The 25,775-nt window shown below is 64.7% G+C and carries 25 protein-coding genes; 14 read left to right on the top strand and 11 right to left on the bottom strand.

Annotated elements, in window-relative coordinates; all coding sequences use genetic code 11:
• Positions 1 to 60 precede the first annotated feature (60 nt).
• Positions 61 to 213, bottom strand: coding sequence for a hypothetical protein (locus D6B98_RS39890; protein WP_164718635.1), 153 nt, complete (start codon positions 211 to 213; stop codon positions 61 to 63).
• Here D6B98_RS39890 and D6B98_RS15660 point away from each other — a divergent pair.
• On the top strand, positions 197 to 937 hold the full coding sequence (locus D6B98_RS15660; RefSeq protein ID WP_126258290.1) for a metallophosphoesterase family protein: 741 nt from the start codon (positions 197 to 199) through the stop codon (positions 935 to 937). The genes D6B98_RS39890 and D6B98_RS15660 overlap by 17 nt on opposite strands.
• Before the next feature lie 117 nt (positions 938 to 1,054).
• Positions 1,055 to 1,408 (top strand): cupin domain-containing protein, encoded by a 354-nt coding sequence (locus tag D6B98_RS15655; protein WP_126257884.1) that lies wholly within the window; start codon positions 1,055 to 1,057, stop codon positions 1,406 to 1,408.
• 90 nt (positions 1,409 to 1,498) lie between these two features.
• Here the strand turns inward: D6B98_RS15655 and D6B98_RS15650 are convergent, their stop codons facing one another.
• From D6B98_RS15650 to D6B98_RS15640, 3 genes are all read right to left on the bottom strand, one after another.
• Entirely contained in the window at positions 1,499 to 1,921 is a 423-nt protein-coding gene (locus tag D6B98_RS15650; protein ID WP_126257883.1) for a VOC family protein, read from the bottom strand.
• A 109-nt stretch (positions 1,922 to 2,030) separates the two neighbouring features.
• The gene (locus D6B98_RS15645) at positions 2,031 to 3,182 is read right to left on the bottom strand and encodes a zinc-binding dehydrogenase (protein ID WP_126257882.1); all 1,152 of its coding nucleotides are present in this window, start codon (positions 3,180 to 3,182) and stop codon (positions 2,031 to 2,033) included.
• A gap of 173 nt (positions 3,183 to 3,355) precedes the next feature.
• Positions 3,356 to 4,141: a class I SAM-dependent methyltransferase gene (locus D6B98_RS15640; RefSeq protein WP_126257881.1), complete on the bottom strand. Its 786-nt coding sequence runs from the start codon at positions 4,139 to 4,141 to the stop codon at positions 3,356 to 3,358.
• 417 nt (positions 4,142 to 4,558) lie between these two features.
• On the opposite strand from D6B98_RS15640, the gene D6B98_RS15635 reads away from it, so the two are divergent.
• From D6B98_RS15635 to D6B98_RS15625, 3 genes are all read left to right on the top strand, one after another.
• The gene (locus tag D6B98_RS15635; RefSeq protein WP_164718690.1) at positions 4,559 to 5,749 is read left to right on the top strand and encodes an MFS transporter; all 1,191 of its coding nucleotides are present in this window, start codon (positions 4,559 to 4,561) and stop codon (positions 5,747 to 5,749) included.
• A 133-nt stretch (positions 5,750 to 5,882) separates the two neighbouring features.
• Complete coding sequence (locus D6B98_RS15630; protein ID WP_061882830.1) at positions 5,883 to 6,494, top strand: PilZ domain-containing protein; 612 nt, start codon at positions 5,883 to 5,885, stop codon at positions 6,492 to 6,494.
• Between the two features lie 330 nt (positions 6,495 to 6,824).
• Positions 6,825 to 7,448, top strand: a complete 624-nt coding sequence (locus tag D6B98_RS15625; protein WP_164718640.1) for a transglutaminase-like cysteine peptidase — start codon at positions 6,825 to 6,827, stop codon at positions 7,446 to 7,448.
• 120 nt (positions 7,449 to 7,568) lie between these two features.
• On the opposite strand, the gene D6B98_RS15620 is transcribed toward D6B98_RS15625, so the two are convergent.
• The 3 genes from D6B98_RS15620 to D6B98_RS15610 all read right to left on the bottom strand — a co-directional run bounded on the left by D6B98_RS15620 (position 7,569) and on the right by D6B98_RS15610 (position 13,342).
• Positions 7,569 to 10,631 carry an efflux RND transporter permease subunit gene (locus tag D6B98_RS15620; RefSeq protein ID WP_126257879.1) on the bottom strand — a complete coding sequence of 1,021 codons (3,063 nt, stop codon included), beginning with the start codon at positions 10,629 to 10,631 and terminating at the stop codon, positions 7,569 to 7,571.
• A 78-nt stretch (positions 10,632 to 10,709) separates the two neighbouring features.
• Positions 10,710 to 11,825: an efflux RND transporter periplasmic adaptor subunit gene (locus D6B98_RS15615; RefSeq protein WP_245481392.1), complete on the bottom strand. Its 1,116-nt coding sequence runs from the start codon at positions 11,823 to 11,825 to the stop codon at positions 10,710 to 10,712.
• On the bottom strand, positions 11,822 to 13,342 hold the full coding sequence (locus D6B98_RS15610) for an efflux transporter outer membrane subunit (RefSeq protein WP_164718639.1): 1,521 nt from the start codon (positions 13,340 to 13,342) through the stop codon (positions 11,822 to 11,824). Before D6B98_RS15610 ends, D6B98_RS15615 begins: the two co-directional genes overlap by 4 nt.
• A 167-nt stretch (positions 13,343 to 13,509) precedes the next feature.
• On the opposite strand from D6B98_RS15610, the gene D6B98_RS15605 reads away from it, so the two are divergent.
• From D6B98_RS15605 to D6B98_RS15595, 3 genes are all read left to right on the top strand, one after another.
• A complete protein-coding gene (locus D6B98_RS15605; RefSeq protein ID WP_245481391.1) occupies positions 13,510 to 14,217 on the top strand; it encodes a TetR/AcrR family transcriptional regulator in 708 nt (235 codons plus the stop codon).
• A 220-nt stretch (positions 14,218 to 14,437) separates the two neighbouring features.
• Positions 14,438 to 15,253, top strand: a complete 816-nt coding sequence (locus tag D6B98_RS15600) for a helix-turn-helix domain-containing protein (RefSeq protein WP_126257877.1) — start codon at positions 14,438 to 14,440, stop codon at positions 15,251 to 15,253.
• Positions 15,254 to 15,367: 114 nt separating this feature from the next.
• The gene (locus D6B98_RS15595) at positions 15,368 to 16,345 is read left to right on the top strand and encodes a Bug family tripartite tricarboxylate transporter substrate binding protein (protein WP_126257876.1); all 978 of its coding nucleotides are present in this window, start codon (positions 15,368 to 15,370) and stop codon (positions 16,343 to 16,345) included.
• 40 nt (positions 16,346 to 16,385) lie between these two features.
• Here the strand turns inward: D6B98_RS15595 and D6B98_RS15590 are convergent, their stop codons facing one another.
• Positions 16,386 to 17,093, bottom strand: a complete 708-nt coding sequence (locus D6B98_RS15590) for a GntR family transcriptional regulator (RefSeq protein WP_126257875.1) — start codon at positions 17,091 to 17,093, stop codon at positions 16,386 to 16,388.
• 267 nt (positions 17,094 to 17,360) lie between these two features.
• Between D6B98_RS15590 and D6B98_RS15585 the strand changes: the two genes are divergently transcribed.
• The 6 genes from D6B98_RS15585 to D6B98_RS15560 all read left to right on the top strand — a co-directional run bounded on the left by D6B98_RS15585 (position 17,361) and on the right by D6B98_RS15560 (position 22,963).
• Positions 17,361 to 18,347, top strand: coding sequence for an ABC transporter ATP-binding protein (locus D6B98_RS15585; RefSeq protein ID WP_126257874.1), 987 nt, complete (start codon positions 17,361 to 17,363; stop codon positions 18,345 to 18,347).
• 45 nt (positions 18,348 to 18,392) lie between these two features.
• Entirely contained in the window at positions 18,393 to 19,682 is a 1,290-nt protein-coding gene (locus tag D6B98_RS15580; RefSeq protein ID WP_126257873.1) for an ABC transporter substrate-binding protein, read from the top strand.
• A 5-nt stretch (positions 19,683 to 19,687) separates the two neighbouring features.
• Positions 19,688 to 20,641 carry an ABC transporter permease gene (locus D6B98_RS15575; protein ID WP_126257872.1) on the top strand — a complete coding sequence of 318 codons (954 nt, stop codon included), beginning with the start codon at positions 19,688 to 19,690 and terminating at the stop codon, positions 20,639 to 20,641.
• Between the two features lie 2 nt (positions 20,642 to 20,643).
• The gene (locus D6B98_RS15570) at positions 20,644 to 21,522 is read left to right on the top strand and encodes an ABC transporter permease (RefSeq protein WP_126257871.1); all 879 of its coding nucleotides are present in this window, start codon (positions 20,644 to 20,646) and stop codon (positions 21,520 to 21,522) included.
• A 36-nt stretch (positions 21,523 to 21,558) separates the two neighbouring features.
• Positions 21,559 to 22,290 carry an aspartate/glutamate racemase family protein gene (locus D6B98_RS15565; RefSeq protein WP_126258286.1) on the top strand — a complete coding sequence of 244 codons (732 nt, stop codon included), beginning with the start codon at positions 21,559 to 21,561 and terminating at the stop codon, positions 22,288 to 22,290.
• Between the two features lie 178 nt (positions 22,291 to 22,468).
• Positions 22,469 to 22,963: a hypothetical protein gene (locus tag D6B98_RS15560; RefSeq protein WP_126257870.1), complete on the top strand. Its 495-nt coding sequence runs from the start codon at positions 22,469 to 22,471 to the stop codon at positions 22,961 to 22,963.
• A gap of 186 nt (positions 22,964 to 23,149) precedes the next feature.
• On the opposite strand, the gene D6B98_RS15555 is transcribed toward D6B98_RS15560, so the two are convergent.
• The 3 genes from D6B98_RS15555 to D6B98_RS40545 form a co-directional block, all read right to left on the bottom strand.
• Positions 23,150 to 23,488 (bottom strand): hypothetical protein, encoded by a 339-nt coding sequence (locus D6B98_RS15555; RefSeq protein WP_126257869.1) that lies wholly within the window; start codon positions 23,486 to 23,488, stop codon positions 23,150 to 23,152.
• 104 nt (positions 23,489 to 23,592) lie between these two features.
• A complete protein-coding gene (locus D6B98_RS15550; protein WP_126257868.1) occupies positions 23,593 to 23,910 on the bottom strand; it encodes a hypothetical protein in 318 nt (105 codons plus the stop codon).
• 140 nt (positions 23,911 to 24,050) lie between these two features.
• Positions 24,051 to 25,742, bottom strand: coding sequence for a PAS-domain containing protein (locus D6B98_RS40545; RefSeq protein WP_126257867.1), 1,692 nt, complete (start codon positions 25,740 to 25,742; stop codon positions 24,051 to 24,053).
• Positions 25,743 to 25,775 lie beyond the last annotated feature (33 nt).

The raw sequence follows: 25,775 nt of genomic DNA, 5'->3' as shown, positions 1-25,775 counted from the left end.
CGCACGCTGGATTTGATCTGGGCGCTCTTTACGCCAAGCGCGCGGGAATCACCATGCCTATCATGCATGGCTTGGCGGAGAGAGCCGCGCCTGAAGGTTGCAGCGGATTTTTGCGGCGACCTTGATTAACATCGGCGCAACCGGATCTGGCGGCGACTGGGCCGAGGTCGGACCCAAAGCGGTGGAGAGCACAACGATGCGATTGGCGGTCATTTCCGATATCCACGGCAACCTTGCGGCGCTGGAGGCGGTGCTGGCCGACATCAAGGCGCGTGGCGCCGATCGTATCGTGAACCTCGGCGATTGCGTCACCAGCCCGTTGTGGCCGAAAGAGACGTTCGAAGCCCTGCAATCGCTGTCGTTGCCGACCGTGCGCGGAAACCATGACCGCTGGATCGAGGAGTTTCCGGACGACAAGCTCTCGCCGGCAGGCCTGTTCGCCCGCAACGCATTGACCGCGGAGCAGCGTCGTGCGCTGCACAGCCTGCCCTCCCAGCTACGGCTGGACGACGGAATCCTGGCCTGCCATGGCACGCCCGAGAACGACACGACGTGCCTGCTGGAGGAATCGCTCGACGACGGCCGCTTTGTGCCGGCGCGCCGGGACGTCCTGGAGGCACGCCTCGCGAGCGAACCGGCGGCACGCGTGGTGCTGTGCGGTCATAGCCACCGCCAGGCGGTCGTTCAGGGTCCCGGGGAGCGTCTGGTCCTCAATCCGGGAAGCGTTGGCTGCCCGGTCTTCGCGGACCTTCCCATCGCCGCAAACCTCGAGCACCGCTCGCCTCATGCCCGCTACGCGATACTCACGAAGAGAGACAAACGCTGGCAGGTCGAGCTCCTGGCCCTCGAATATGATTGGGACGCCGCATCGGCGCGCGCGCTCGCCAACAACCGCCCCGATTGGGCGCAGGCCATGCTAACCGGGAGCGTCAAATAGCCGGTTGCGCCGAGATCTCCGAATACGCGGCGGCAGCAAGATCGACCGGCAATGACGGTGTTGTCGCGCCCGCCTCGCAATCCAAATCGTGCCCCACCAGAGAGCAACGGGTGAAACATGACAGGTAGCATATCGCTTGCCGACAAGCTCGCGACCTTCCAGGACTATTGGTCGCCGCGCACGGTCACGACCTTCAACGATTGCGACGTGATGGTGGTGAAGTTGAAGGGCGAGTTCACCTGGCACAAGCATGACGACACCGACGATTTCTTTCTGGTCCTGAAAGGCCGGCTCGATATCGAGTTGCGGGACCGCACCGTGACGCTCGGTCCGGGCGAGCTCTATGTCGTGCCCAAAGGCGTCGAGCATCGCCCGGTGGCGCGCGAGGAGGTTCACCTGATGCTGATCGAGCCGACCGGCACCCCGAACACGGGCGACAAGGCAACCGCTGCAGCGCGCAAGCTCGCGTAGCCTCTCCCGCAAAGTGAAAGCCGGAACTGGGCCTAAGTTTCACCTCGGCGTGAAGACTTCGCGGAATCCACGTGGAACTTTTCGGACCGCTCAGATCTCCGCATAGATCTCGAGCAGATTGCCATCGGGATCGCGGAAGAACAGCGTGCGGTGGCCGAAGGACTGGTTCGTCGGCGGCGATAGCAGCGCAACGCCCTGCCGCACCAGCTCGTCGGCGCATGCATCGACCTCGGCTGCGGACACCCTGAACGCCAGTTGCAGCGAGGCGCTGCCCGCCGGGATCGGCGCATCGGCAGAAGTGCGGCCCGGCCGTGCCAGCGCCAGCGTGTTGCTGCCGATGCCGTACTCGATCCAGTTCGGCGACAGCTCGCGCAGCAGCGGGAAGGCAAGAACGTCCTCATAGAAGCGCCGCATCGCCGCCATGTCGCGCACGAAGATGACGGTGTAATCGATCGCGCGGATGGCATGGAAAGGGGATTGTCGGTTTGGGTCGTCAGTCTCTTCGTTTGTCATTTCATCGTGCAATCCAAACTCTGACGCGTAGCCCGCATGAGCGAAGCGAGATGCGGGGAGTCATCAGCAAGGCCCTGGATAGCGCTCCGCTCATCCGGGCTACACGTCCTCATTCCACCAGCTCCGGCCACGGTACGATGGTCGACTTCACCGTCTTCATCGCCATCGCGTCCCTCACCGCCTGCGCGACGCCCTCTTCCGTGAACGGATAGATCGTCTGCATCTTCAGCCACGGGTATTTGTCGCGCGTCCGGTAGAGCATGTCCACGCCGAGTGGCAGGTCGTTGCCGGTAAAGCCCCAGGAGCCCAGCACGTTCAGGTCCTTGGTGCAGATGCGGTGCCAGGAGGTGTCGATCGAGCCGGCGTCGGTGAACTGGCCCATCTCGACATAGGTGCCGCCGTCGCGCAGCATCTCGATGCCCTCGGGGCCTGCGGTCGGATGGCCCGAGCAGTCCATCACGAGATCGGCCCCAAAGCCGCCGACGATCTCGCGGACGCGCGCGATGCGCTGCTGCGGCGACTTCAGCTCCTCGATGTTGACGGTCGCCTCCGCACCGAACTCGCGCGCGAGCTTGAGCCGCGGCTCCTCCGGCGCGCCGACGCAGATCACGCGCCCTGCCCCCATCTCCTTGGCGGCCGCGACCGCCAAGATACCGATCGGGCCGGAGCCCTGGATCACCACCGTATCGCCCCAGGAAAAACCGCCGGCCCGGCTGGCGCGGTTGAAGGCACGGATGCAGGAGGTCAGCGGCTCGGACAGCGCCCCGAGCCGCAGCGACATGTCGTCGGGCAGCTTGTAGATCTTGGTGCCCGGCAGCATGTCGAGATCGACATAGACATATTCGGCCCAGCCGCCCCACATGTGCGGCGCCTTGTCGAAGCCGAGATAGCGGCCGTAATAGACCGGCGTCAGGCACTTGTTCGCAGTCTGCGGATAGTGGATGCAGTAATAGCAATGGCCGCAGGGCATCAGCGGCGGGATCATCACTTTCGAGCCGACGGTCAGCGGCTTGCTCATGAAGTCCTCGGTGAACTCCTCCCCGCATTCGACGATGACGCCGCCAAGTTCATGCCCGAGCGTGAACGGCCAGGGCAGCGGCTTCGGCCAATGTCCCTTCAGAATGTGCAAATCGGTGCCGCAGACGCCGCAGGCGCCGACCTTGATCAGCGCGGCCTTCTTGCCGACCTTCGGCCACGGCACGGTGCGGATGACCGGCTCCGAGCCGGGACCTGCGTGAGTGCAAACGCGGATCTGTTGCATGGCGTTTCCTCGTTGCCCGTCTGTTATGATTGGTTGGTGCGGGCCTAAGGTGAAGCGTATGTGAGATGGGGGCTTGTGCCAAGCTGCGCCTTGTGGTCCGCATGGAGCGACCCTTCCGCCTTCGCTCGTCGCGCTACTGCGGACAAGTCGCTCCATCCGGGCTACGCGCCGGTCTAGAGACCGCAGACGCATATCTGCCGCATGCTTCCCGCCGTCAGCGGGCGGCGATCGAAATCACCAAAGCGCTCGATGAGGCTCAGGCCGCCGGAAGCGATTAGCAGCGGCATCTCCTGCGGGAAGACGCAGCGCATTGGCAACGGCACCTTCCAGAAGTCCTTCTCGGTCTCGCTCGACCAGTACCAGTTCACATGCTTGACCTGCGTCAGCGGGTCGTAGCTCGCGGTCTCCTCGACAATGATCGTACCGAGTGCAGCGTGAACCACGGTGCCGATCGCCTCGCGCTTGCCGGGATCGGCGTTGAGCATGGCGATATTGGGCAGGAACGCATCGAACACGAGCCGGCCGTTCGGCGATAGGTGTCTGCCGACAGATTTGAAGAAGCCTGCGAAGTCGTCGAGGCTGTGCAGGTGCAGGACCGAATTCATCGCAACGATAATGGTGTCGAAGGTCCTCTCGTCGAGATCGAAGTCGCGCATGTCCAACTGAATGAACCTCGGTTCAACCGCGTGCGATCGGGCGTAAGTCCCCGCGCGCTCAAGCATGACGGAAGACAGATCGGCTCCGACGACCTCGAGCCCGGCTTGCGCCAGCGGAATGGTCAGGCGGCCGCTGCCGCATGCAAGGTCGAGAACGCGGCCGCCGCGCTCGCACGCCGTCTCGACATAGAAACGTTCGAGGATTGGGTCTCGCAGCGCCATCAAGTCGTACAGATCGGGGCGGTCGTAGAGGCTGTTCTGTTCCATGAGCGCAATGTTAGCGGATAATTTCGTGACCTGCATGAGGTGACTTGTCCGCCGCAGTCAGCGAAGGCCGAAGAGGCAGCCCGCAGCCCCGGATTGCGCTTCCGCCTTCGCTCGTCGAGCTACGGCGGACAAGTCGCTCCATCCTGGCTACAGCGAGGCTATAACCACCGCCGTCATCCTGAGGTGCTCGCCTTGCGATGCGTCAGCATTGCAAGGCGAGCCTCGAAGGATGAGCCACGAGCGCTTGAGGCTCATCCTTCGAGGCGCGCAAGAGCGCGCACCTCAGGATGACGGCGGTGGTTATGGCGACAGTGCATGGCAGATGCCCACGCACGTCCAATTGTCTTGAGCGCTCAGTAACGAGCGTGTATGGCCCGATGAAATCTCACCTCAGGTCATCGCTTGAACCCCCTGCCCCAAAATCCCGTGGCCGCGTCCGGCTCGTTCGCGGCCATGAAATCGGTGCCGTACCGTCTCCAGTTCGGCTCTTACGTGCTGGCGATGATGGCCGACAATATCGAGCACGTGATCAGCTATTGGGTGGTGTTCCAGAAATTCCACTCGCCGGCGCTGGCCGGCTTTGCGGTGCTGTCGCACTGGCTGCCGTTCCTCTTGTTCTCGGTCGCGGTCGGCGGGCTCGCCGACCGGTTCGATCCGCGCCGCATCATTCAGTGCGGCATGCTGCTGTTCATCGTCGCGTCGAGCGGATGGGGCTTCTTCTTCCTCACCGACACGATCCAGATGTGGCATGCGATGCTGCTGCTGGTGATCCACGGCTGCGCCGGCGTGCTCTGGCAGACGCCGAACCAGCTGCTGCTCTACGACCTCGTTGCGCCTGCGGACCTTCCGAGCGCGGTGCGGCTGAACGCGATGGCGCGCTATCTCGGCATCCTGGTCGGGCCTGCGGTGGGCGGCGTGATCATGCTGACGCTCGGCACCTCGCACGGCATCATCTTCAACACGCTGTTCTACCTGCCGATGCTGCTCTGGCTGTTCCGGGCACCGGTGCGCGACAAGAGCGTGGCGGTGCGGCGCTTCGCCGTGCGCGGCCTTGCCGACATCGTGCTGACCGTCCGCGCCATCGGCACCCAGCCGGTGCTGACGGCGATGACGTGGCTGGCCGGCCTCACCTCCTTCATGATCGGCAATGCCTACCACGCCCAGATGCCGGGCTTTGCCGGCGATCTCGGCCATGGCGATCCCGGCGTCTCGTACAGCGTGCTGCTCGCGGCCGACGCCGCCGGCGCGGTGCTCGCCGCTATCGCGCTGGAATCCTGGGGCCGCCTCAAGGGCACGCCGCGCACGGCGATCATGCTCGCGATGCTCTGGAGCCTGGCGCTGATCGGCTTCGCACTGGTGCCGGTCTATCCCGTCGCGATCGCGCTCTTGTTCTGCGCCGGCTTCTTCGAGCTGTCGTTCAACACCATGGCGCAGGCGCTGGTGCAGCTGAATGCGCCGCACGACATTCGCGGCCGCGTCGTCGGTCTTTATAATATGGCCGGCCTCGGCATGCGCGCCTTCAGCGGCATCACGGTCGGGCTGTTTGGCGCGGCGATCGGCATTCACTGGTCGCTCGGCCTGTCGGCCGCGCTGCTGCTGGCAATGCTGGTCGTGCTGCAGCGGCGGGCGACGAAGCCGGCTTGAGCGGCTTTGGGTGTGGTCTTTCGGACGCATTGTGTCTGTCCGTGACCGCCTCATCCAATCCTAACGCGACATTAACCCTATGCACCTTAGGGTCGTCCCGGACTCCGCCCGGGCGGGGGGTCGGGTGTTGAAAATGGCGTTGGCGAACAAAAAATTTCTTCCGGCCGCCGAGGAGCGTCGGCGCTTCCAGCGGGTGAAGGTGCACCTGCTCGGCCGCTACATGCTGCCGGACCGCCGCGAATTCCCCTGCCAGGTGATCAACATGTCGCCGGGCGGCCTCGCGTTGCTCGCCCCCGGCATCGGCAATGTCGGCGACCGCGTGGTCGCCTATCTCGATCATATCGGCCGCGTCGAGGGCAAGATCACCCGCATCATCGACAACGGCTTCGCCATGACGATCGGGGCGACGCCCCGGAAGCGCGACAAGCTCGCCGCGCAGCTGACCTGGCTCGCCAACCGCGACATCCTCAACCTGCCGGAGGACCGCCGTCACGACCGTATCGTGCCGCGCAACCCGATCGCGGTGCTGACGCTCGAGGACGGCACCAAGATGACCTGCCGCATCATCGACCTCTCGCTGTCAGGCGCTGCCATCGCCGCGGAGAACCGGCCGCCGCTGAAATCGACCGTCCTGCTCGGCCGGGTCCAGGGCCGCGTGGTCCGAAACATCGAAGACGGCTTCGCGCTGGAGTTCCTGCACGAGCAGCCGATCGAGACACTCGAAGAGAGCGTTACCGCGCGGTAAAGCGCGCGGGCGGCAAAACCCCTGTATTTCCAGCCCTGAAGGCGGCCTCCGCGATGCGGACGCCGCCTTTTTCATGCGACCTGACGGCGTTAGGGCGGGTTAACGCGCGCCCGTTTCGACGTGGAAATGGCCGTTCCGTCAGCGTTTCCGCGTTAATCGATAAAGTTTGAATCAATTGCAGTCGTTTCAAATTTTACGAGAATTCGATTCAAGTATAGATCGAATTCGGCGCAGGTTTTACTTGCATTCGTCTCGACTTGACTTGGTCGACTTAGCGGCAACGCAAAAGCTCCGTGCGAATTGTGGTCCCAACAAGAAACGGGGGCCGCAATGTTTGATTTCAGGGGACAGGGGAAAGGGCTGGCGCTGGCCGCCATGCTCTTCGGGATCGGCGCGACAGCGCAGGCCGGCGAAAGCCGTCTGCTCTACGCGAGCCTCGGTGACGCCACGCGTGCACCGATCGGCTGGGTCGAATTCTGTGCGGACAACGCCGCGCAGTGCCAGGGCGCACCGGCGCAGCCGCGCGACATCGTGATGTCGCAGGGCGCATGGCGCGACCTCGTCAAGGTCAATCGCTGGGTCAACGAGACCGTCAAGCCTTTGACCGACCAGGAGCACTGGGGCGTGATCGAGAAATGGTCGCTGCCATCAGACGGTTACGGCGACTGTGAAGACTACGTGCTGTTGAAGCGCAAGATGCTGATCGATGCCGGATGGCCGCGCCAGGCCCTGCTCATCACCGTCGTGCGCGACAAGAAGGGCGAAGGACACGCGGTGCTGACGGTGAAGACCGACAAGGGCGAGTTCGTTCTCGACAATCAGAACGAGAACGTCGTTGCCTGGACCGAGACAGGCTACCGCTTCGTCAAGCGCCAGTCGCAGAGCGATCCCAACGTCTGGGTCTCGCTCGGCGATACCAAGCCGGCGGTCTCCACCGCCAGCGCCAGAGACTAGGCAAGAGATCAGGAACGAGACAACAGGTTACGCGACCCGGTCACATCCCCACCCCTCCCCGTCCCAGACCGGTTCGCGCGCGGCCAGCCATCCCCCAATGGCTGGCCGCAACTTTTTGGGCTATGCCGGCGCGGCCTCGGCGGCAGCCGGAGCCGCAGCCGACCGCGCGATCAGGGCGTAAGCAACGGGCACCACGAACAGCGTGAACAGCGTGCCGATCGACAAGCCGGTCGCGATGACGAGCCCCATGTTGTAGCGCGACACCGCGCCCGCCCCGCTCGCGGTGATCAGCGGAACGACGCCCAGCACCATCGCCGCGGTGGTCATCAGGATCGGCCGCAGCCGGATCGTCGCGGCCTCGATGATCGCGTCCGTCGCCGGCTTGCCCTCCAGGCGCAATTCGTTGGCCACCTCGACCATCAGAATGCCGTGCTTGCTGACGAGGCCCATCAGGGTGAGCAGCCCGACCTGGGTGTAGATGTTGAGGCTGGCACCGCCGATGCCGAGGCTGATGAAGATCAGGGCGCCGGCCAGCGACATCGGCACCGAGATCAGGATGACGATGGGATCGAGGAAGCTGTTGAACAGCGCGGCGAGCGCCAGGAAGATGATGATGACGGCGAAAGCGAACGTCGTGACGAAGCCGCCCGATTCCTGTTCGAGCTGGCGCGAGGCGCCGCCGTAGTCGATCGTATAGCCGACCGGCAGGGACTTCGCGATATCCTTGAGCGTGGCGAGCGCGCTGCCCATCGACACCGTCGGCATCGCGACGCCCGAGATCGTCGCCGCATTGATCTGCTGGAAGTGGTTGCGCGACTGCGGAACGGTCCTGTTCTCGAGATGCGCGACGGTCGACAGCGGCACCATCGAATTGTCGCTCGCCTTGATGTAATAGCCGAGCAGCTGATCGGCGTTGAGCCGCTCGTTCTGGCGGACTTGCGGAATCACCTTGTAGGAGCGGCCGTCCAGGCTGAAATAGTCGAGATAATTGCCGCCCAGCATGGTGGCGAGCGACCCGCCGAGGTCGCTCATCTTGAGGCCGAGGTCGCCGGCCTTGTCGCGGTCGAAGGTGACCATTGTCTGCGGCTTGTCGACCTTGAGATCGGTATCGAGGAAGATGAACTGGCCGCTCTTCAGCGCCTGCAACATGAAATTGCGCGAGACTGTGTCCAGTTCGTCGTAGGAGCCGGTGGTGCCGATCACGAACTGGATCGGAAGGCCGTTGCTGCCGGGCAGCGGCGACGGCTGGAAAGCGACCGTGCGCGTGCCGGCGATGGTGTTGAGCAGGTTCTGGAAGTCGGGCTGAAGCGTCTTCGTCGTCAGCGCGCGCTGCTCCCACGGCTTCAGCACCCAGCCGCTGATCACCTGCGTCGAGGTGTCTATCTGGAACACGGTGGCGGTCTCCGGCCGCTTGGCGATGAGGTCGAAAAGCTGCCGGCCATAGAACTGCCGTTGCTCCAGCGTCGCCGACGGCGCTGCGGTCGTCAGGGAGAGGATGACGCCCTGATCCTCGTCCGGTGCGAGCTCGCTGGTCGAGGTCGCATAGAGCCAGGGAATGCCGGCGAGCAGCAGCAGCGCGAACACGGCCACGACCGGCTTCATCGCGAACACGGCCTCCAGCCGACGCCGATAGGCGCTGGAGAGCCACTCCAGCACGTGATCGATCCGTCGCACCAGGCGCGCTTCCCAATGGGTCGCGTCGCGCTCGGTCCGGCGCAACAGCCAGGCGCAGTTCATCGGCGACAGCGTCAGCGCGATCACCGCGGATACGGTGACGGCACCGGCGAGCGTGAAGGCGAATTCGGTGAACAGCGCACCGGTAAGGCCGCCCTGAAAGCCCACGGGCACGTAGACCGCGATCAGCACGATGGTCATGGCGATGATCGGGCTCGCCAGCGCGCGGGCGGACTGGATCGCCGCCTCGACCGGCGACACGCCTTCGTCGATCAGCCGGTGCACGCTCTCCACCACGATGATGGCGTCGTCGACGACGAGACCGATCGCCAGCACCAACGCCAGCAAAGTCAAGAGGTTGATGGAGAAGCCCATCAGCAGCATCAGGCCGAACGTGCCGATCAGCGACAACGGGATGGCGATGACGGGGATCAGCACGGAGCGCCACGAGCCCAGAAACAGGAAGACCACGGCGATCACGATCACCACCGCTTCCAGCAGGGAGTGGATGACTTCGCTGATCGAGGAATTGACGAAGTCGGTGGAGTCGTAGAGCACCTCGCCGACCAGGCCGTTCGGCAGCTGCGCCTTGATATCGGGCAGGATCGCCTTCACACCGTTGATGACGTCGAGCAGATTGGCGGTCGGGGCCGCCTGGATGCCGATATAGACCGCGGTCTTGCCGTTGAAGCGCGTCTCGCTGTCGTAATCGTCGTTTCCGAGCGTGACGTTGGCGACGTCGCGCAGCCGGATGATCGCGCCGTTGACGGTCTTGACCACGAGGTTGCGGTACTGCTCCAGCGAATGCAGGTTGGTCGAGGCGGCGAGATCGACCTGCACCAGCCGACCCTTGGTGGCGCCGAGGCCGGAGATGTAATCGTTGCCGGACAGCGCGGTTGAGACGTCGCTCGCGGTGAGGCCATAGGCGGCCAGCTTGTCGGGATCGAGCCAGGCGCGGAGCGCGAACTTCTTGGCGCCGAGGAGCTCGGCGGTCTGCACGCCGGTGACGGCCTGGAGCCGCGGCTGCACCACGCGCGTCAGATAGTCGGTGATCTGGTTCGGCGCCAGCACGTCGCTGGCGAAGCCGATATACATCGCATCGATGGTCTGGCCGACCTTGAGCGTCAGCGTGGGCTGCTGCGTGCCGGTCGGGAACTGGTTCAGCACCGAGTTGACCTTGGCGTTGATCTCCGTCATCGCCTTGCCGGAATCGTAGTTCAGGCGCAGATTGACCGTGATGGTGCTGGAGCCCGTGACGCTATTCGACGTCATGTAGTCGATGCCGTTGGCCTGGGCGATGGCATTTTCCAGCGGCGTCGTGATGAAGCCGGCGATGATGTCGGAATCGGCGCCGGCATAGGTCGTCGACACCGTGACGATGGCGTTCTGGGTACGCGGATATTGCAGGATCGACAGCGTCGTCATCGAGCGCAGGCCGAGCACCAGAATGAGGGCGCTGACGACCAGCGCCAGGACCGGCCGGCGGATGAAGATATCGGTGAAGCGCATCTTGTCCTGAACTCGTTTCTCGCCACTCGTTGTTGCGGTATCGGCCGCGCCGTCGCCAAGCCTACTGATCGACCAAGTCTACTGATCGACGATGTTCGGCGCGGCTTCCGCCTGAGGCACGTGTGAATTGTCGATCTTCACCGGACTGCCGTTGCGCAGCTTCAGCTGGCCGGCGATGACCACGGTCTCGCCCGGCTTGATCCCATCGTTGACCGCGACGCGATCGCCCTTCGCGGGCCTCGTCTTGACGAACATCTGCCGCGCGGTGCCCTGCCCGTCATGGAGTTCGTCGACGAGGTAGACCAGATCGCCGTAGGAATTGCTGACGATCGCCGTCAGCGGCACGGTGACGACCTGCTCGGGCTTGCCGACCGCGATCTCGACCTTTGCGAACATGCCCGGCAGCAGCCGGGCCTCGCCGTTGCGCAAGGTGGCGCGAACCTGGACGTTGCGGCTGGCTGAATCCACCTTGGCATTGATCGCGGTGATCTGCCCGGTGAAGCGCTCGGCCGGAAAGGCATCGACTGCGACCGACACGTCTTGCCCGATGCGGATCGAGGCCAGCGCCTGCTGCGGCAGGTAGAAGTCGACATAGATCGGATCGAGACTCTGCAGCGTGACGATGCTGGTGCCGGCGGAGAGATACTGGCCGAGATCGACGGCGCGGATACCGAGGCGTCCCGAGAACGGCGCCTTCAGCGACTTCTGCTCGAGGAGAGCCTTCTGCTGCTCCACCAGGGCCTGGGCGTTCTTCAGGTTCGCCTTGTCGCTGTCGACCGTCGCCTGGCTCACCGCATTGAACTTGATCTGCTCCTCGTCGCGCTTGAGCACGATGGCGTAGTTCTCGGCCGTGGCCTGCAACGAGCGGAGCTTGGCGACGTCGTCGGTCGCCACCAGCGACAACAGGGTCTGTCCCGCCGCGACGCTGTCGCCGGAGGTGAATTCGATGCTCTGCACGATACCGGCGACCTGCAGCGCGAGATCGGCGCCGTTCACCGCGCGCAGCGAGCCGACCGCGCTCTGGCTCGACTGCCAGGGCGCGTTGGCGGCCATCACGGTGGAGACGGTCTGCGGCGGATTGGCCATCGCGCCGATCGCCTTCCTGATCATGATCTCCTTGAAGGTCTGGAATCCGTACAGGCCGCCGAACAGGATCGCCATCCCGCACAGCATGATTGTCATCCGCTTCATCATCGCAACGCGTCCTCGGTCTTCTTGTCGGTGCCGGCGAAGTACCCGGCATTGGCGCGCGGCAGCGCGTCCGGTGTCTCGTCCATGCGATTCCACCATCCGCCGCCGAGCGCCTGGAACAGCGCGGCGGTGTCGGTGAAGCGGGTGGCCTGCGCCTTGATGCGCGACACCCGCGAATTCAGGTAGGATTGCTGAGCGTTGATGACGTTGGCGTAGGGCACCGCCCCGGTCTTGAACTGCTCGACCGCCATCGCCAGGCTGTCCGCCGTCGCCTTCTCGGCCGCGGCCTGCGCCTTCAGCGTCGCCGCGTCGTACTGGATGGCGCGCAGCGAATCCGCGACGTTCTGGAACGCGGTCACGACCGTGCTCTTGTACAGCGCGAGATCCTGCTCGAACGCCGCCACATCGGCCTCCTTGGTGTGGTACAGCGTGCCGCCGTCGAAAATCTTCTGGCTGACGCTGGAGGCGGCGCTCCAGACGATCGTGTCGGGCGAGAACAGCCGCTCGGGGCCGCTGGCGCCGTAGCTGCCGGAGAGCGTGAGCTGCGGCAGCAGGTTGGCGATGCCGACGCCGACTGTCGCCGTCGCCTGATGCAAGGTCGCCTCGGCCTGGCGGATGTCGGGGCGCTGCCGCACCAGCGCCGAGGGCAGCGACACCGGAAGCCGCTGCGGCAGGCGCAGCTCGGCGAGCCTGAGATGCTCGCCACGATCCTGGCTCGGCAGCCGCCCGAGATAGGCCATCAGCTGATTGCGTTGCTGCGCCAGCTGCTTCTGGAGCGGCGCCAGCGTCGCCCTCGACTGTGCCAGCGTGGCTTCCTGCGACAGCACGTCGGACTTCGAGATCGCGCCGATTTCGAACTGGTGCTGGATGCGTGCGAGCTGGTCCGACTCCGCCTTGATGATCTCCTCGGTCGCGAGGATTTGATCGCGTAGCGAGGCATCCGTGATCGCGGCCGTCACCACGTTGGCGGTCAGCGCCAGATACGTCGCTTCGAGCTTGAACCCCTGATAGTCGGCCTGGGCTTGCAGCGCCTCGACCTGCCGTCGCGTGCCGCCCCAGAGGTCGAGCGCGTAAGACACGCTTACGGACGCGTTGTACAGCGTATAGGTCGAGCCTTGCGCGGGCCATTGTCCCGACTGCGCCGTCGTCACCCGGTCGCGCTCCGCCGAGGCGCTGCCGCTGACCTGGGGAAACAGGCCGCCCTGCTGCGCCAACGCGTTTTCCCGTGCGTAGCGCAACGCGAACTGCGCCGCCTGCACGTCGGGATGGTTGCGGATGGCCTCTTCGACGAAGGCGTTGAGCTGCCGCGAGCGGAATAGCGCCCACCAGGCGCCGGGAATGTCCCTGCCTGTTTCGAAGCCCTGAGAATTGCCGCCGGGCACCGGCGCACTCGTGGTGGCGGCGGGACGCTGCTCGCGCGTGTAGCCGTGCACCAGGGGGCCGGCCGGCGACCCGAAGTCCGGGCCGACGGCGCAGGACGCCAGCAGAACGCCGCAGAGCCAGACGCCGGTCCAGGCCACGGCCCGCGCCGGGCGCCGCCCTCCCGCGATGAAGGGGACGAGTCCGGATCTGCCAGAAAGAGGAGCTGCCAAAGAACTAAACCGTTTAGTTTTTTCCCGAATGGCTGTATGCTGCGCGTTGGAACCAAAAGTCAAGTCGTAGAGTTACCGGGTTCATGACAACAACAGTGCATAAGACGCAGACGCGAGAGACCAGAGAGCCGGCCGATGCAAGTCAGAAGCCGCGCGCTCTCGCGAAGCACCGCCAGATTCTCGACAGCGCCCGCGTCCTCTTTCTCGATCAGGGCTTCGACGCCACCAGCATGGACGCGATCGCACGCGAGGCCGGCGTGTCGAAGGCGACGCTCTACGTCCATTTCGACGACAAGGACGATCTGCTGCTGGCGCTGGTGAGCGAGGAGTGCAAGCGCTTCGGGCCGAAGACGCTATGGCGCGACCACGGCGGCAGGATCGATCTCCGGGCGGAGCTCCACGCCATTGGCACGACGTTCCTCGAAGCCTTTCTCGACCAGCGCGGGCTTGCCGTGCACAGACTCGTGATGTCCTGCGCCTCGCGCCATCCGCGCGTGGCGGAAGTTTTCATGAAGTCGGGACCGGAGCGCTGCGACACCGAAATGGCCGCCTTCCTGCGTGCAGCGCAGGCCCAGGGCCTTCTCGACATTCCCGACATCGGCATGGCCGCGACGCAATTTCTCAGCCTGATTCAGGGCAAGGAGATCCTGAAATGGACGCTGTCGATGAAGGCGCCGAGCCCGGCCCGCCATCGTGCGCTGATCGAGAATGGTATCAACGTGTTTCTCGCGGCCTATGAGCGACGTCCCACCGCCGTGAAGCAGACGCGGCGAAAGCCGGCGAAGGCACCTGCACGCCGCTAGGAACGAGACAACAGGTTTACGCGACCCGGTCACATCCGCACCCCTCCCCGTCCCAGACCGGTTCGCGCGCGACCAGCCATCCCCCAAAGCCAGGCCGCAACTTCTTTGGCGCCTTGTCACGCAGGATAGGAGTGGCCGCCTCGCCAGCCGGAACAGCGCTGTTGACTAGTCCGCCGGTTGCTTCATTGGGTAATGGCACAGGCAATCACGAGGAACTGCCATGACGTCGTTCCGCCCCGTCATCGCGTTGTCCAGGGGTCTCGAAGTCCTGCGGGTGATCAACCAGGAACGGCAGTCGACCGTCGGCTCGCTGCACAAGGCGACAGGGCTGAACAAGGCAACGATCGTCCGCATGCTCGAGACGCTGGAGCATGAAGGCTATGTGATGCGTCGTACCGAGCCGGCCAGCTACGCGCCCACGGGACGGGCGCTGCTGCTCAGCGCGGGCTATGACGAGCCCACCTGGATCGGCGGCATCGCCGAACCCATCCTCAACAAATTCCGCAAGCAGATCCACTGGCCCTCAGACATTGCCGTGCTCGATCAGGAATCCATGGTCATCGCCCACACGACGCGGGTGGACGGGTCGCTGCTGTTCAGCCGGCCGCCGGGTTTCCGCTTTCCTGTTCTGGGCACCTCGATGGGGCGCGCCTATCTCGCCTTCTGCGAGCCAGCCGAGCAGGAACGCATCGCCGCACGTCTTGCCCTCAGCCCAGAGCCCTGGAACGATCTGGCGCGCAACCCCGACAAGCTCGCCAAGACGCTGCGCACGATCCGCAAAGCCGGATTTGCGGTCATGGACGACAGCTACAGCCGCAGCATCTTCGGCGGCGCGGTCTGGGCGCTTGGCGTTCCCGTTGCGCTTCCGAACCGGCTGTTCGGCAGCATGAACGTGATGATGCTGCGCGAAGCGGTCACTCCCGAGGACGGCATACGCCGCTTCGTGCCTCAAATGAAGAAAGTCGCCTCCGCACTGGCGGAGGCGCTCGGCGCCAAGCTCGCCGCACCAGGCACGTCATCCCTCCGCCGCAAGTAGCCATTTCATACAGTGAAACGATATTTTGATTTCTTGACGCACTCTCCACCCCATGTGACACCTCGGTCCGGCGGCTGCGCTGCCCAATGACACAGGGAAAAGGGGGAAGCCGAAGTGTGGACATCCACGAGAATTCTGGCGGCCGCAATTGCATGCCTGACGCTGGCTGCCACTGAGACGGCTTGGGCCGACGCCTGGCCGACCCGGGCGATCAGGATCGTCGTCTCCACGCCGCCAGGCGGCATCACCGATGCCTTCGCCCGCGCCTACGGCGATTACATCTCGCAGAAGCTTGGGCAGCCCGTGATCGTCGAGAACAAGACCGGGGCCAGCGGCGCGCTGGCGGCGCAATTGGTGAAGGACTCGCCACCGGACGGCTACACGCTGATGTACACGATCTCGTCCACCCTGCTCGGTAACCGGTTGCTGCTGAAATCGCTGGCCTATGATCCCGACAAGGATTTCACCATCGTCGCGCTCACGCCTTCGGGCCATCTGCCGCTGGTGGTCCATTCTGCCACCAATGCAAAGACGATCGAAGAGTTCGTCGCTTATGCGCGGCACAACAAGGTCACGGCCGGCTCATACGGGATCGGCTCGTTCGCGCACATTGCGATCGCCGAACTCAACCGCCAATTCGGTCTCGACATTTCCATCGTGCATTACCGCGGCGAAGCGCCGATGTGGCAGGATTTTGCCGCCGGGGTGATCCAGGCGGCCGTCGGGAGCTATCAGGCCGCGCTTCCGGTGCTCGATACCGGCGTCGGCCGCCCGATCGCCGTGCCGACACCGGTGCGCATGAAGAAGCTGCCCGAGACCCGGACGTTCGCCGAGCAAGGCGTCACTGGGAATGTCTTCCAGCTCACGAGCTTTACCGCGCTGGTGGCGCCTGCGGCGATGCCAGCAGACCGGATCGACCTGCTCGCCAAGCTGATGGTCGAAGGCGGCAAGACGGAGCGCGTGCAGAAGCTGCTCGATGCCTTCGGGGTCGACTCCCCGGCAATGGATCGCGCATCTTCGATTGCGCTCTACCAAAAGGAAGGGCCGGTCTGGCTCGAATCGATCAAGACTCTCGGGTTGGAGCCGCAATAGATTCCCGCACCGTCACTCCCGCGGCCTGCGCCGTTGTCGCTCACGCACCGAGCACGTCCGCGAGCCGCAGCTCGTCGGGCACGGGGTCCTTCAGAAACAGCTCGGCTTCGATCTCGTCCAGATGCGACAGCATCTGCGCGCGCGCGGCCTGCTTGTCGCGTTTGCGAATCGCGGCGACGATGCCGGCGTGATGCTCGGTGCCGCAGGCCGGCGTGTCGTGGCGGCGGTAGAGCAGGATGATGAGCGAGGAGCGCGCGATCAGCTCCTTCAGGAAGCCGAGATAGATGCTGTGGCCGCTCATCTCCGCGACCAGACGGTGAAACTCTCCGGAGAGCCGGACCGAGGCTCGGGCATCGCCGCGCAGCTCGGCCTCGCGTTCCTCGGCAAGATGCTGCTGGAGGCGATCGATCCAGTCCGGCGTCACCGCATCGATGGCGTGATCGACGATGGTGGGCTCGATCAGGCGGCGCGCCTCGAACACTTCACGGGCATCGGCCGGCGTCGGCCGCGCGACGAAGGCGCCACGGTTCTTCTCGATGTTGACGATGCCCTCATGCGCGAGCTGCTGAAGCGCGGTGCGGACCAGCGTGCGGCTTGCGCCGTAGATCTCGCCGATCTCGTCCTCGCCGAGCTTGGTGCCCGGCAGCAGACGATGCTCGAGGATCGCGGCGGTCACACCCTCCCGGATGCGGCTGACGCGATCGTTCGCATCGGGCGCGTCGGATTTGCGGCGGGGCTTGGCGGCCATGAGTCCGAGATTGGGCTTGAGTGCTCGATCGACGACATTCGCTTTCGAATGTTAGTCGACGAGCTGTATGCAATCACAGGCGAAAGTTTATACAATCCTCGCCCGTTTTGTGTGCAGACGGCTGCACACAGGGCGGGCGGGACCGAGGCGCCGGATTCGATCTAACGATCTGACTCCGCTGCACAGTTTCGCAATTCGACCGGCAAGGCGGCGGTTGGCACGGACCTTGCGGAGAGAGCGGCAGCACCGCCCCTCCTTGGACACGCCATGGCCACTCCCGCCGCTCTCGAACTGGTCGCCGTCACCAAGCGCTATGACACGACGCTGGCGGTCGACACCGTCAATTTGAAGATCCCGGCCGGCACCTATTGCTGCCTGCTCGGTCCGTCCGGCTGCGGCAAGACCTCGACCTTGCGCATGATCGCGGGCCACGAGGCCGTTAGCGAGGGCGACATCATCCTGGGTAGCCAGAACGTCACCGACCTGCCGCCGGCCGAGCGCGGCACCGCGATGATGTTTCAGTCCTACGCGCTGTTTCCGCATCTCTCCGTGCTCGACAACGTCGCCTTCGCCCTGAAGATGCGCGGCATCGACAAGACGACGCGCCACAGGCGCGCCGGCGAATTGCTGGAGCTGGTGGCGATGAGCCAATATGCGGGCCGGCTGCCGGCGCAGCTCTCCGGCGGCCAGCAGCAGCGCGTCGCGCTGGCCCGCGCGCTGATCACCGAGCCGCAGATTCTCTTGCTCGACGAGCCGCTCTCCGCCCTCGATCCGTTCCTGAGGGTCAGGATGCGCGGCGAGCTGAAGCGATTGCAGCGCGAGCTCGGCATCAGCTTCATCCAGGTCACCCACGGCCAGGAAGAGGCGATGGCGCTGGCCGACCACATCGTGGTGATGAACCACGGCCGGATCGAGCAGCAGGGCACGGCCCGCGACATCTTCCACCATCCCCGCACCGAATTCGTGGCGCGCTTCATCGGCGGCCACAACGTGCTCAGCGACGCCGGCAAGCTCATCGCCGTGCGCGCCGATCAGCTCGGCATCGCGCCGTTTGCTGACGGCGCCTTCGGCGCGCCGGCGCTGCTGACCCAGACCGAGTACCAGGGCTCCTACATCGCCGTCTCGCTCACGCTCGACGACGGCACCGCCCTGTTCTCCCACGTTCCCGAAGCCACTTTCGACGTCCACCCGTTCCGTCCGGGCGATCGCGTGCTGGCGACCTGGGATCCCGCCAAGGCGCAACGCCTGCAATAGCGCCCTTCATCTTGGAACATGTGCAACACTAGAGGAGTGAGGGAAATGACCGAGACGACCAGGAAGACCGGCCTCAACCGCCGTACGCTGCTCAAGGGCACCGCAAGTCTTGCCGGCCTCGCCGCCGGCTCCGGCGCCATCACCGGCTTTCCCTATGTGAAGTCGGCCGATGCCAAGGTGCTGCGCTATCTCGGCACCGCCGTGAACGAGGGCGACGACATCGCCAAGCAGTGCCTGAAGGACACCGGAATCAAGATCGAATACATCACCGCGACCACCGACGACGTCACCAAGCGCGTGATGACCCAGCCGAACTCCTTCGACGTGCTGGACACCGAATATTTCTCGCTGAAGAAGATCGTGCCGTCGGGCAACATCCTTGCGCTCGACGCCAGGAAGATCAAACAGTTCGACAACATCACGCCTGTCTTCACCAAGGGCGAGACGCCCGGCGGCAAGAAGATCGGCGGCCAGGGCACGGCACCCTGGAAGGTGCTTTACCTCGAAGGCAAGGACTCCAAGAAGTTCGCGACGTCGGCGACCGAATTCGTGACGCTGATCCCGACCGTCTACAATGCCGACACGCTCGGCATCCGCCCCGACCTGATCAAGCGGCCGATCAGCTCCTGGTCCGAGCTGCTCAATCCCGAATTCAAGGGCAAGGCCTCGATTCTCAACATCCCCTCGATCGGCATCATGGATGCCGCGATGGTCGTGGAAGCCTCCGGCAAGTACAAATATGCCGACAAGGGCAACATGACCAAGGAAGAGATCGATCTCACCATGAAGGTGATGACCGAAGCCAAGAAGGCCGGCCAGTTCCGCGCCTTCTGGAAAGACTTCAACGAGAGCGTCAACCTGATGGCATCGGGTGAGACCGTGATCCAGTCGATGTGGTCGCCGGCGGTCACCAAGGTGCGCTCGATGGGAATTCCCTGCACGTTCCAGCCGCTCAAGGAAGGCTATCGCTCCTGGGCCTCCGGCTTCTGCGTCTCCAAGGGCGTCTCGGGTCCCAAGCTCGAATGGGCCTATGAGTTCGTGAACTGGTTCCTGTCCGGCTATGCCGGCGCCTATCTCAATCGCCAGGGTTACTACTCCGCCGTGCTCTCCACCGCGAAGGCGCATATGGAGCCCTACGAGTGGGCCTATTGGATGGAGGGCAAGCCGGCCGAGAAGGACATCAAGGCGCCCGACGGCTCGCTGCTCGAGAAGGCAGGCGCGGTGCGCGACGGCGGCTCCTACGAGGACCGCATGGGCGGCGTCGCCTGCTGGAACGCCGTGATGGACGAGAACGACTACATGGTCCGCAAGTGGAACGAGTTCATCGCGGCGTAACTGACATGTCGGAAGAAGTCCTGCAACAGGCAGCCCCGGGCTTGATCCCGGGGTCAGGCACAGCGCGCGCCGCCAAGCCGACGCGCCTGTCGCCGTCCTTCATCTCCTGGCTTCAGGCCGGGCCGATGATGCTGGTGTTTCTCGCCTTCTTCCTCATTCCGCTCGTCTTCGTCGTCATCGTCTCGTTCTGGGACTACAACGAGTACCAGCTGCTGCCGGCTTTCTCCGGCCGCGGCTACACCGACACGTTCGAGGGCTGCATTGCGCAGCTGCCCGATCTCTGCACCATCGGCAAGACCTATCTGAAGACGCTGAAGCTCTGCTTCATGGTGTGGGCGATCACGCTGTTCATCGGCTTCTGGGTTGCCTATTTCCTCGCCTTCCACGTCAAGTCCAAGACCTGGCAGATGGGCTTGTCGCTGCTCTGCACGATCCCGTTCTGGACCTCCAACGTGATCCGCATGATCGCCTGGATTCCGCTGCTCGGGCGCAACGGCCTCGTCAACTCAGGCCTGATGAAGACGGGCCTGATCAACCATCCGATCGAGTGGCTGCTGTTCTCCGAATTCTCCGTGGTGCTGGCGCTGGTGCACCTCTTCACCTTCTTCATGGTGGTGCCGATCTTCAACTCCATGGTGCGCATCGACAAGTCGCTGATCGAGGCGGCCTATGACGCCGGCGCCACCGGCTTCCAGACCCTCGTCAACGTCATCATTCCACTCGCAAAGCCCGGCATCGTGATCGGCTCGATCTTCGTCATCACCATCGTGATGGGCGACTTCATCACCATCGGCGTGATGGGCGGCCAGCAGATCGCCGCGGCCGGCAAGATCATCGAGACGCGGGTCAACGCACTGCAGTTCCCGGCCGCCGCCGCCAATGCCGTGATCCTGCTCGCGATCACCTTCCTGATCATCACCATGATGTCGCGCATCGTCGACATCAAGAAGGAGCTCTGAGCATGAGGGAAGGACGTCCGCGCTCTTTCTACGTGCTCGCGATCTTCTTCGCGGCCTATGTGCTGTTCCTCTACGGCCCGATGATCGCGATCTACGTGCTGTCGTTCCAGGGGCCGCAGGGCGGCCTCACCTTCCCGATGAACGGCGTGTCGACCTTCTGGATCGCAAAGCTGTTCCAGGGCACCGGCATCGTCGATCTCGGCGCGGCCTTCCGCCGCTCGCTGCTGCTCGGCATCATCGTGATGATCGTCACCGTCGTGCTGTCGGTCGCCGCCGGCATGGCCTTCCGCAGGAAGTTCAGGGCGCAGAGCATCCTGTTCTACTCGGCGATCGCGAGCCTGATCGTTCCCTCGATCATCACCTCGCTCGGCATCTCGCTCGAATTCCGCATCATCGACGACCTGATCAAGGCGCACTGGAACGAGAATTTCGAAACCTCGATGGGCCTGCTCACCTCCGGGCTCGGCGCGCACCTGACCTGGACGCTGCCGTTCGGCCTGCTCATCATGTTCGCGATCTTCAACCGCTTCGACCCGCGCCTCGAGGAAGCCGCGCGCGATCTCGGCGCCACGCCATGGCAGACGTTCCGCCATGTCGTGCTGCCGATCATCCTGCCGTCCGTGATCGGCATCGGCCTGTTCGGCTTCACCCTGTCCTGGGACGAGCTCGCGCGCTCCAGCCAGGCGATCGGGGCGGTGAACACGTTGCCGCTCGATCTCCAGGGCCTCACCACCACGGTGACGAACCCCGACATCTATGCGCTCGGCACCGTGATTTCGGCCGTCTCGTTCACGGTGATCACCCTTGCGCTCGGCACCATCCACATGCTCAACAAGCGGCAGGCGGCCAAGGGCTCGGACGCCGGCCAAGGACTCGTCTAACAACGCGCTCGTCTGACAAAGGACTTGTCTGATCCGATGCGGCTGCACGTCGTCAATCCCAACACCACCGCGTCGATGACGGCGAAGATCGCCGCTGCGGCGCGCAGCGTCGCCCTGCCCGGCACGGTGATCGACGCGCGGCAGCCGACGATGGGCCCGGTCTCGATCGAGGGATTTTACGACGAAGCCTTCGCCGTGCCCGGCATGCTCGGCTGCATCCGTGAGGCCGACCGCGACGGCGCGGACGCACACGTCATCGCTTGCTTCGACGACACCGGCCTCGATGCCGCCCGCGCCGTCGCCAAGGCGCCGGTGATCGGCATCGGCGAGGCCGGCTTCCACATGGCGAGCCTGATCGCGGCGCGCTTTGCCGTGGTGACGACGCTCGGTGTCTCCATCGTGCCGATCGAGCACAATTTGCGGAAATACGGCCTCGCCGATCGCTGCGCCCGCGTCCGCGCCGCCGAGGTGCCGGTGCTGGCGCTCGAGGCGCGCAACACGGACGCGCTCGCGAAGATCTCCGCGGAGATCGCGGCCGCGGTCCGTGACGACCGCGCTGACGCCATCGTGCTCGGCTGCGCCGGCATGGCCGATCTCGCCGCCGAGCTTGCCGCCACCCACGGCCTGCCCGTGATCGACGGCGTCGCGGCGGCGGTGACGCTGGCGGAATCACTGGTGCGGCTTGGCCTGAAGACCTCCCGCCTCGGCCCCTACGCGGCACCGCGGCCGAAGACCTATTCCGGACCGTTTTCGCCGTTTCAGCCTTGATTCCCAAGCCGGAGCGAAGCCTCCGAGGCCCCAAGGCCTGCTGATTGCTGGTTTTTTGGCCTTTAGCCTCTTTTTGGACCCATTCCTTGCCGACACGTAACGTTTTCGGGACGCCCCGGCCGCCTCAGCGCTGCCGGTCTTCGCCACTCACCAAGTTTCAATTTGGGTTTTGTCAGCGATGATCGATCTCGCCCAGGACACACCGTCCAATCCGCTTTTTCGTCTCGGCGCCCAGCCCATCGCGCTGACCGCCGCCGCGCTCCTGCTCCTGATCGCCGGCGTCACCTCGATCGCGATCTGGCGTGCCTATACCGGCGCCGCACCTGAGACCGACCGGGTGGTGGCATCGCGGCAGCTTCAGGCGCGGACCGCCCAGGCCTCCGAGCAGCTGGTCGAGAAGACCAAGGGGCTGGAGGCGACCCAGCAGGAATCGATCGACCAGCTCCAGGTGGTGCAGGATCAGCTCCAGACGATGAAGCGGCTGATGGCGGCGCAGCAGGCCGACACCAAGCGTCTGTCCGAGCAGGTGGCATCGCTGAACGAGTCCATCGACGGCCTGCGGCAGTCATTCGCCAGCGCGCGAGCCACCGACGTCGAAGCGCCCGCGGTTACCCGCAGGAAACCGGCGCGGCACCGCGTCCAAGCCAGCGCGCGCAAGCGCTCGCGCGGCTGAGCCGCCACAACGCGACTAATTTTCTCGACTTGTGAACTGGATCACATTCGCCGGTATGATTCCGCGCGATGCTCCCGGCTACCGGATGGCGTGAGCCGATTTCAATGTCCGGGGCTGGCAAGGTCGTTGACGGTATACTGCGTCAACGGCCTTGTTTTTTGGTCGGTCAGTCTCTCGTCGAGGACGCTATTCGCAGACATCCACACGGCGGATACGCCAGCCCGCGGGCGTCATGACGCGCTTCCGCGCGACGTAGCAGCCGCCATAACCATCGTTGTAGCCGTAGCCGGTACCATAATAGTAGGAATCGCCGTAATAGGGGTAGCCGTAGCCGTAATAGCCGCCGTAGAAACCGGCGCCGGCAATGCCCGCCCCGATTGCCACTCCAGGCCAGAAGCCGCCGCCGCGCCAATGGCCGCCATGGCCCCAGCCGCCATGTCCGAATCCCCGCGCCTGGGCCGCCTGCGGCACTGACAGCCCGACCGCCGCGACGGTCATCGCCGCCATCATCATCCTGCGTAACATCACTCGATCCTCCGCGTGGACACGCTCCACGCTTCAAAGCGGGATCAAGCTAACGTCACTTCGGCATTCCGGACAGCCACGCTGCCTCACTTCCGCGCGAGCCCTCAGCAGCCGCGGCAGATGCTCTTGAGCTTCTTGTCGAGCATCCGATTCTCGGCATTCACGGCTGCATCAGCCGCGCCGCTTGTACCGGAGCCGGTGGTTACTCCTGCGCCCGGCCCTGACGACTGAGCCGTGCCGAGGCTGTTGGTGCCGGGCGGCGGGGCCGGCGAATTGGCGACACCTCCGGCCGATCCTGCCGCGCCGCCGCTCGACCCGGCAGAGCCGCCGGTGGCCTGCGCGAAGGCCACGGCCGGCATCGCCGCGAGCGCGAAGATCAGGATCAGGGTTCTTGTCGAGACGGCTACAGGCGATGCTGCCATCGAGAATTCTCCTTTACCGGTCAACCGCCGCGGCGGAGTCCAGTTCCGGAACAAATGCCGTCACATCAGCTTGAGCGGGCATGATCGGGGCGCGCCAATCCGCGGACGCCATGCAGCGCTCCGGCGGGGTGCGCCGATGCTTATGCCGCCGCCGCCGTCTCGGTCCGGTCCTCGACCATGGTCACGAACATGTGGGACTCTTCGCTGGCGCTGCCCACCTGGATCCGGCGAGCGCAGATGACGCGGCGCCCTCGCGCGGGATTGTCGATGGTGTCGACGATCGGCTCGAGCTGCTGCTTCTGCGCGAGGAGCTGCTGGTCGCGCCGCTCGATCAGTTCAGCCGCCTCCGCGGAGAACAATTCCCGCGCGGTCTTGCCGATGATCTCGCCGCGCGTCATGCCGATCATCTTCTCGGCGGCCTTGTTGACGAAGACGTAGCGCAGATTGCGCGCGTCCTTGGCGATGATGCCCTCGGCCACGTTCTCGATGATGGTGGCGAGGAAGCGCTCCATCCGCTCCAGAATGCGCTCGCGCTGACGCTGTTCGGTGACGTCCTCCTGCACCGAAACCCAGCCGCCGCCGTCCATCGGACGCTCGTAAATCTTGATGGTGCGTCCGTCGTTGAGGGATATCTCGTAGACCGTCGGCTCGCGCCTGGCGATCCTGCCGAGAACCGCTGCGAGATATTTCGCGACGTCGCCATCGAACAGCCCGCTCTTGACCCGGTGCTGGAGGATTTCCTCGAGGGTGGATCCGGCCTGGATCGTCTCCGGCAGATTGTAGATCCGCCGGTAGTTCGAGTTCATCGCCACCACATTGGCCTTGCCGTCGAGCATGATCAGGCCCTGCGGCATGCTGTTGATCGCCGCCGAGAGCTGCCACTTCTTGGCCTGGTACTTGTCGTTGAACTTGTCGCGCTCGGTCATCGCGGCGTCGCGCGCCTGGGCGGTGCCGAGCTCGAGCTCCTCGAGCTCGAAGATGCGCGCGACGGCGTCGCGGAAGTTCTGCACGGCGCGCGCAAGACGTCCGATCTCGTCGTGACGGCCGAAATGCGGCACCTCGCTCTTGACGTCGCCTTGCGCGATCCGGTCGGTCGCCTGCGTGATCTCGGCCAGGGCGCCGACGACCGAACTGCGCATGACGACGACGTTGAGCGCGGCCAGCATCAGGGCGGCAAGTCCGAGCGCGAACAGATAGGCCGCCGCATAGCGGTTGTCGTCGGCGAGCTCGTCCGCCTCGCGGGCGCGCTGCTGGTAGATGCGCTCGAGCGCCTCGATATCGCTGTTGAGCTTGCTGCGCACGTTCCGGTTGGCGTCGTTGTCGCCCCATTCGCGCGCCGCTGCCGGGCTGATCTCCACGCCGCGCCGGACCAGCTCCTGGCGGAAGTCGATGAACTGGATGATGCGCTGGCGGAAGCCCGCGAACAGTTCGGCGTCGTCCTTGCCGACGTTCTTCTCCATGCTCTTCAGGGCCTCGGCGAGCTCGCGGTTGCGCCGGACCAGCCCATCGGCGAACTGCTTCGCCGCGCTGCGATCGGCCGACATGTAGATGCCGCGCGAATCCATCACGATGGCGTAGATCAGCGCATTGATCCGCCCGACGCCGATCGCCGCCGCGGCGGACGAGGCGTGCATGTGACGATAGGTCGTCTGCAACCGCACGGACTGGACCGACATCACCAGGAGGAAGGTGGTGACGATCGCAAGGAAGGCGGCAATGCTGTAGACCTTCTCGGCGACCGTCAGCGTGTCGGCTCCGCGCGCGAGTCTTACGAACTTCTTCAATAGATTGGTTCCGGCGCCAAAGCCGGATTCCAGCGCCGTCGCATCCATGGCGCCGCTCCTCCTGGTTGAAAACGCTGAACG

The organism is Bradyrhizobium sp. LVM 105 (assembly GCF_003957705.1).
Taxonomy (GTDB): domain Bacteria; phylum Pseudomonadota; class Alphaproteobacteria; order Rhizobiales; family Xanthobacteraceae; genus Bradyrhizobium; species Bradyrhizobium frederickii.
This window is presented reverse-complemented; position numbering and strand designations above follow the sequence as displayed.

Coding starts and splice junctions, on each gene's coding strand:
- D6B98_RS15660 (WP_126258290.1), top strand. CDS start 197: ATGCGATTGGCGGTCATTTCCGATATCCACGGCAACCTTGCGGCGCTG.
- D6B98_RS39890 (WP_164718635.1), bottom strand. CDS start 213: ATGACCGCCAATCGCATCGTTGTGCTCTCCACCGCTTTGGGTCCGACC.
- D6B98_RS15655 (WP_126257884.1), top strand. CDS start 1,055: ATGACAGGTAGCATATCGCTTGCCGACAAGCTCGCGACCTTCCAGGAC.
- D6B98_RS15650 (WP_126257883.1), bottom strand. CDS start 1,921: ATGACAAACGAAGAGACTGACGACCCAAACCGACAATCCCCTTTCCAT.
- D6B98_RS15645 (WP_126257882.1), bottom strand. CDS start 3,182: ATGCAACAGATCCGCGTTTGCACTCACGCAGGTCCCGGCTCGGAGCCG.
- D6B98_RS15640 (WP_126257881.1), bottom strand. CDS start 4,141: ATGCAGGTCACGAAATTATCCGCTAACATTGCGCTCATGGAACAGAAC.
- D6B98_RS15635 (WP_164718690.1), top strand. CDS start 4,559: ATGAAATCGGTGCCGTACCGTCTCCAGTTCGGCTCTTACGTGCTGGCG.
- D6B98_RS15630 (WP_061882830.1), top strand. CDS start 5,883: ATGGCGTTGGCGAACAAAAAATTTCTTCCGGCCGCCGAGGAGCGTCGG.
- D6B98_RS15625 (WP_164718640.1), top strand. CDS start 6,825: ATGTTTGATTTCAGGGGACAGGGGAAAGGGCTGGCGCTGGCCGCCATG.
- D6B98_RS15620 (WP_126257879.1), bottom strand. CDS start 10,631: ATGCGCTTCACCGATATCTTCATCCGCCGGCCGGTCCTGGCGCTGGTC.
- D6B98_RS15615 (WP_245481392.1), bottom strand. CDS start 11,825: ATGATGAAGCGGATGACAATCATGCTGTGCGGGATGGCGATCCTGTTC.
- D6B98_RS15600 (WP_126257877.1), top strand. CDS start 14,438: ATGACGTCGTTCCGCCCCGTCATCGCGTTGTCCAGGGGTCTCGAAGTC.
- D6B98_RS15590 (WP_126257875.1), bottom strand. CDS start 17,093: ATGGCCGCCAAGCCCCGCCGCAAATCCGACGCGCCCGATGCGAACGAT.
- D6B98_RS15585 (WP_126257874.1), top strand. CDS start 17,361: ATGGCCACTCCCGCCGCTCTCGAACTGGTCGCCGTCACCAAGCGCTAT.
- D6B98_RS15580 (WP_126257873.1), top strand. CDS start 18,393: ATGACCGAGACGACCAGGAAGACCGGCCTCAACCGCCGTACGCTGCTC.
- D6B98_RS15575 (WP_126257872.1), top strand. CDS start 19,688: ATGTCGGAAGAAGTCCTGCAACAGGCAGCCCCGGGCTTGATCCCGGGG.
- D6B98_RS15570 (WP_126257871.1), top strand. CDS start 20,644: ATGAGGGAAGGACGTCCGCGCTCTTTCTACGTGCTCGCGATCTTCTTC.
- D6B98_RS15565 (WP_126258286.1), top strand. CDS start 21,559: ATGCGGCTGCACGTCGTCAATCCCAACACCACCGCGTCGATGACGGCG.
- D6B98_RS15560 (WP_126257870.1), top strand. CDS start 22,469: ATGATCGATCTCGCCCAGGACACACCGTCCAATCCGCTTTTTCGTCTC.
- D6B98_RS15555 (WP_126257869.1), bottom strand. CDS start 23,488: ATGTTACGCAGGATGATGATGGCGGCGATGACCGTCGCGGCGGTCGGG.
- D6B98_RS15550 (WP_126257868.1), bottom strand. CDS start 23,910: ATGGCAGCATCGCCTGTAGCCGTCTCGACAAGAACCCTGATCCTGATC.
- D6B98_RS40545 (WP_126257867.1), bottom strand. CDS start 25,742: ATGGATGCGACGGCGCTGGAATCCGGCTTTGGCGCCGGAACCAATCTA.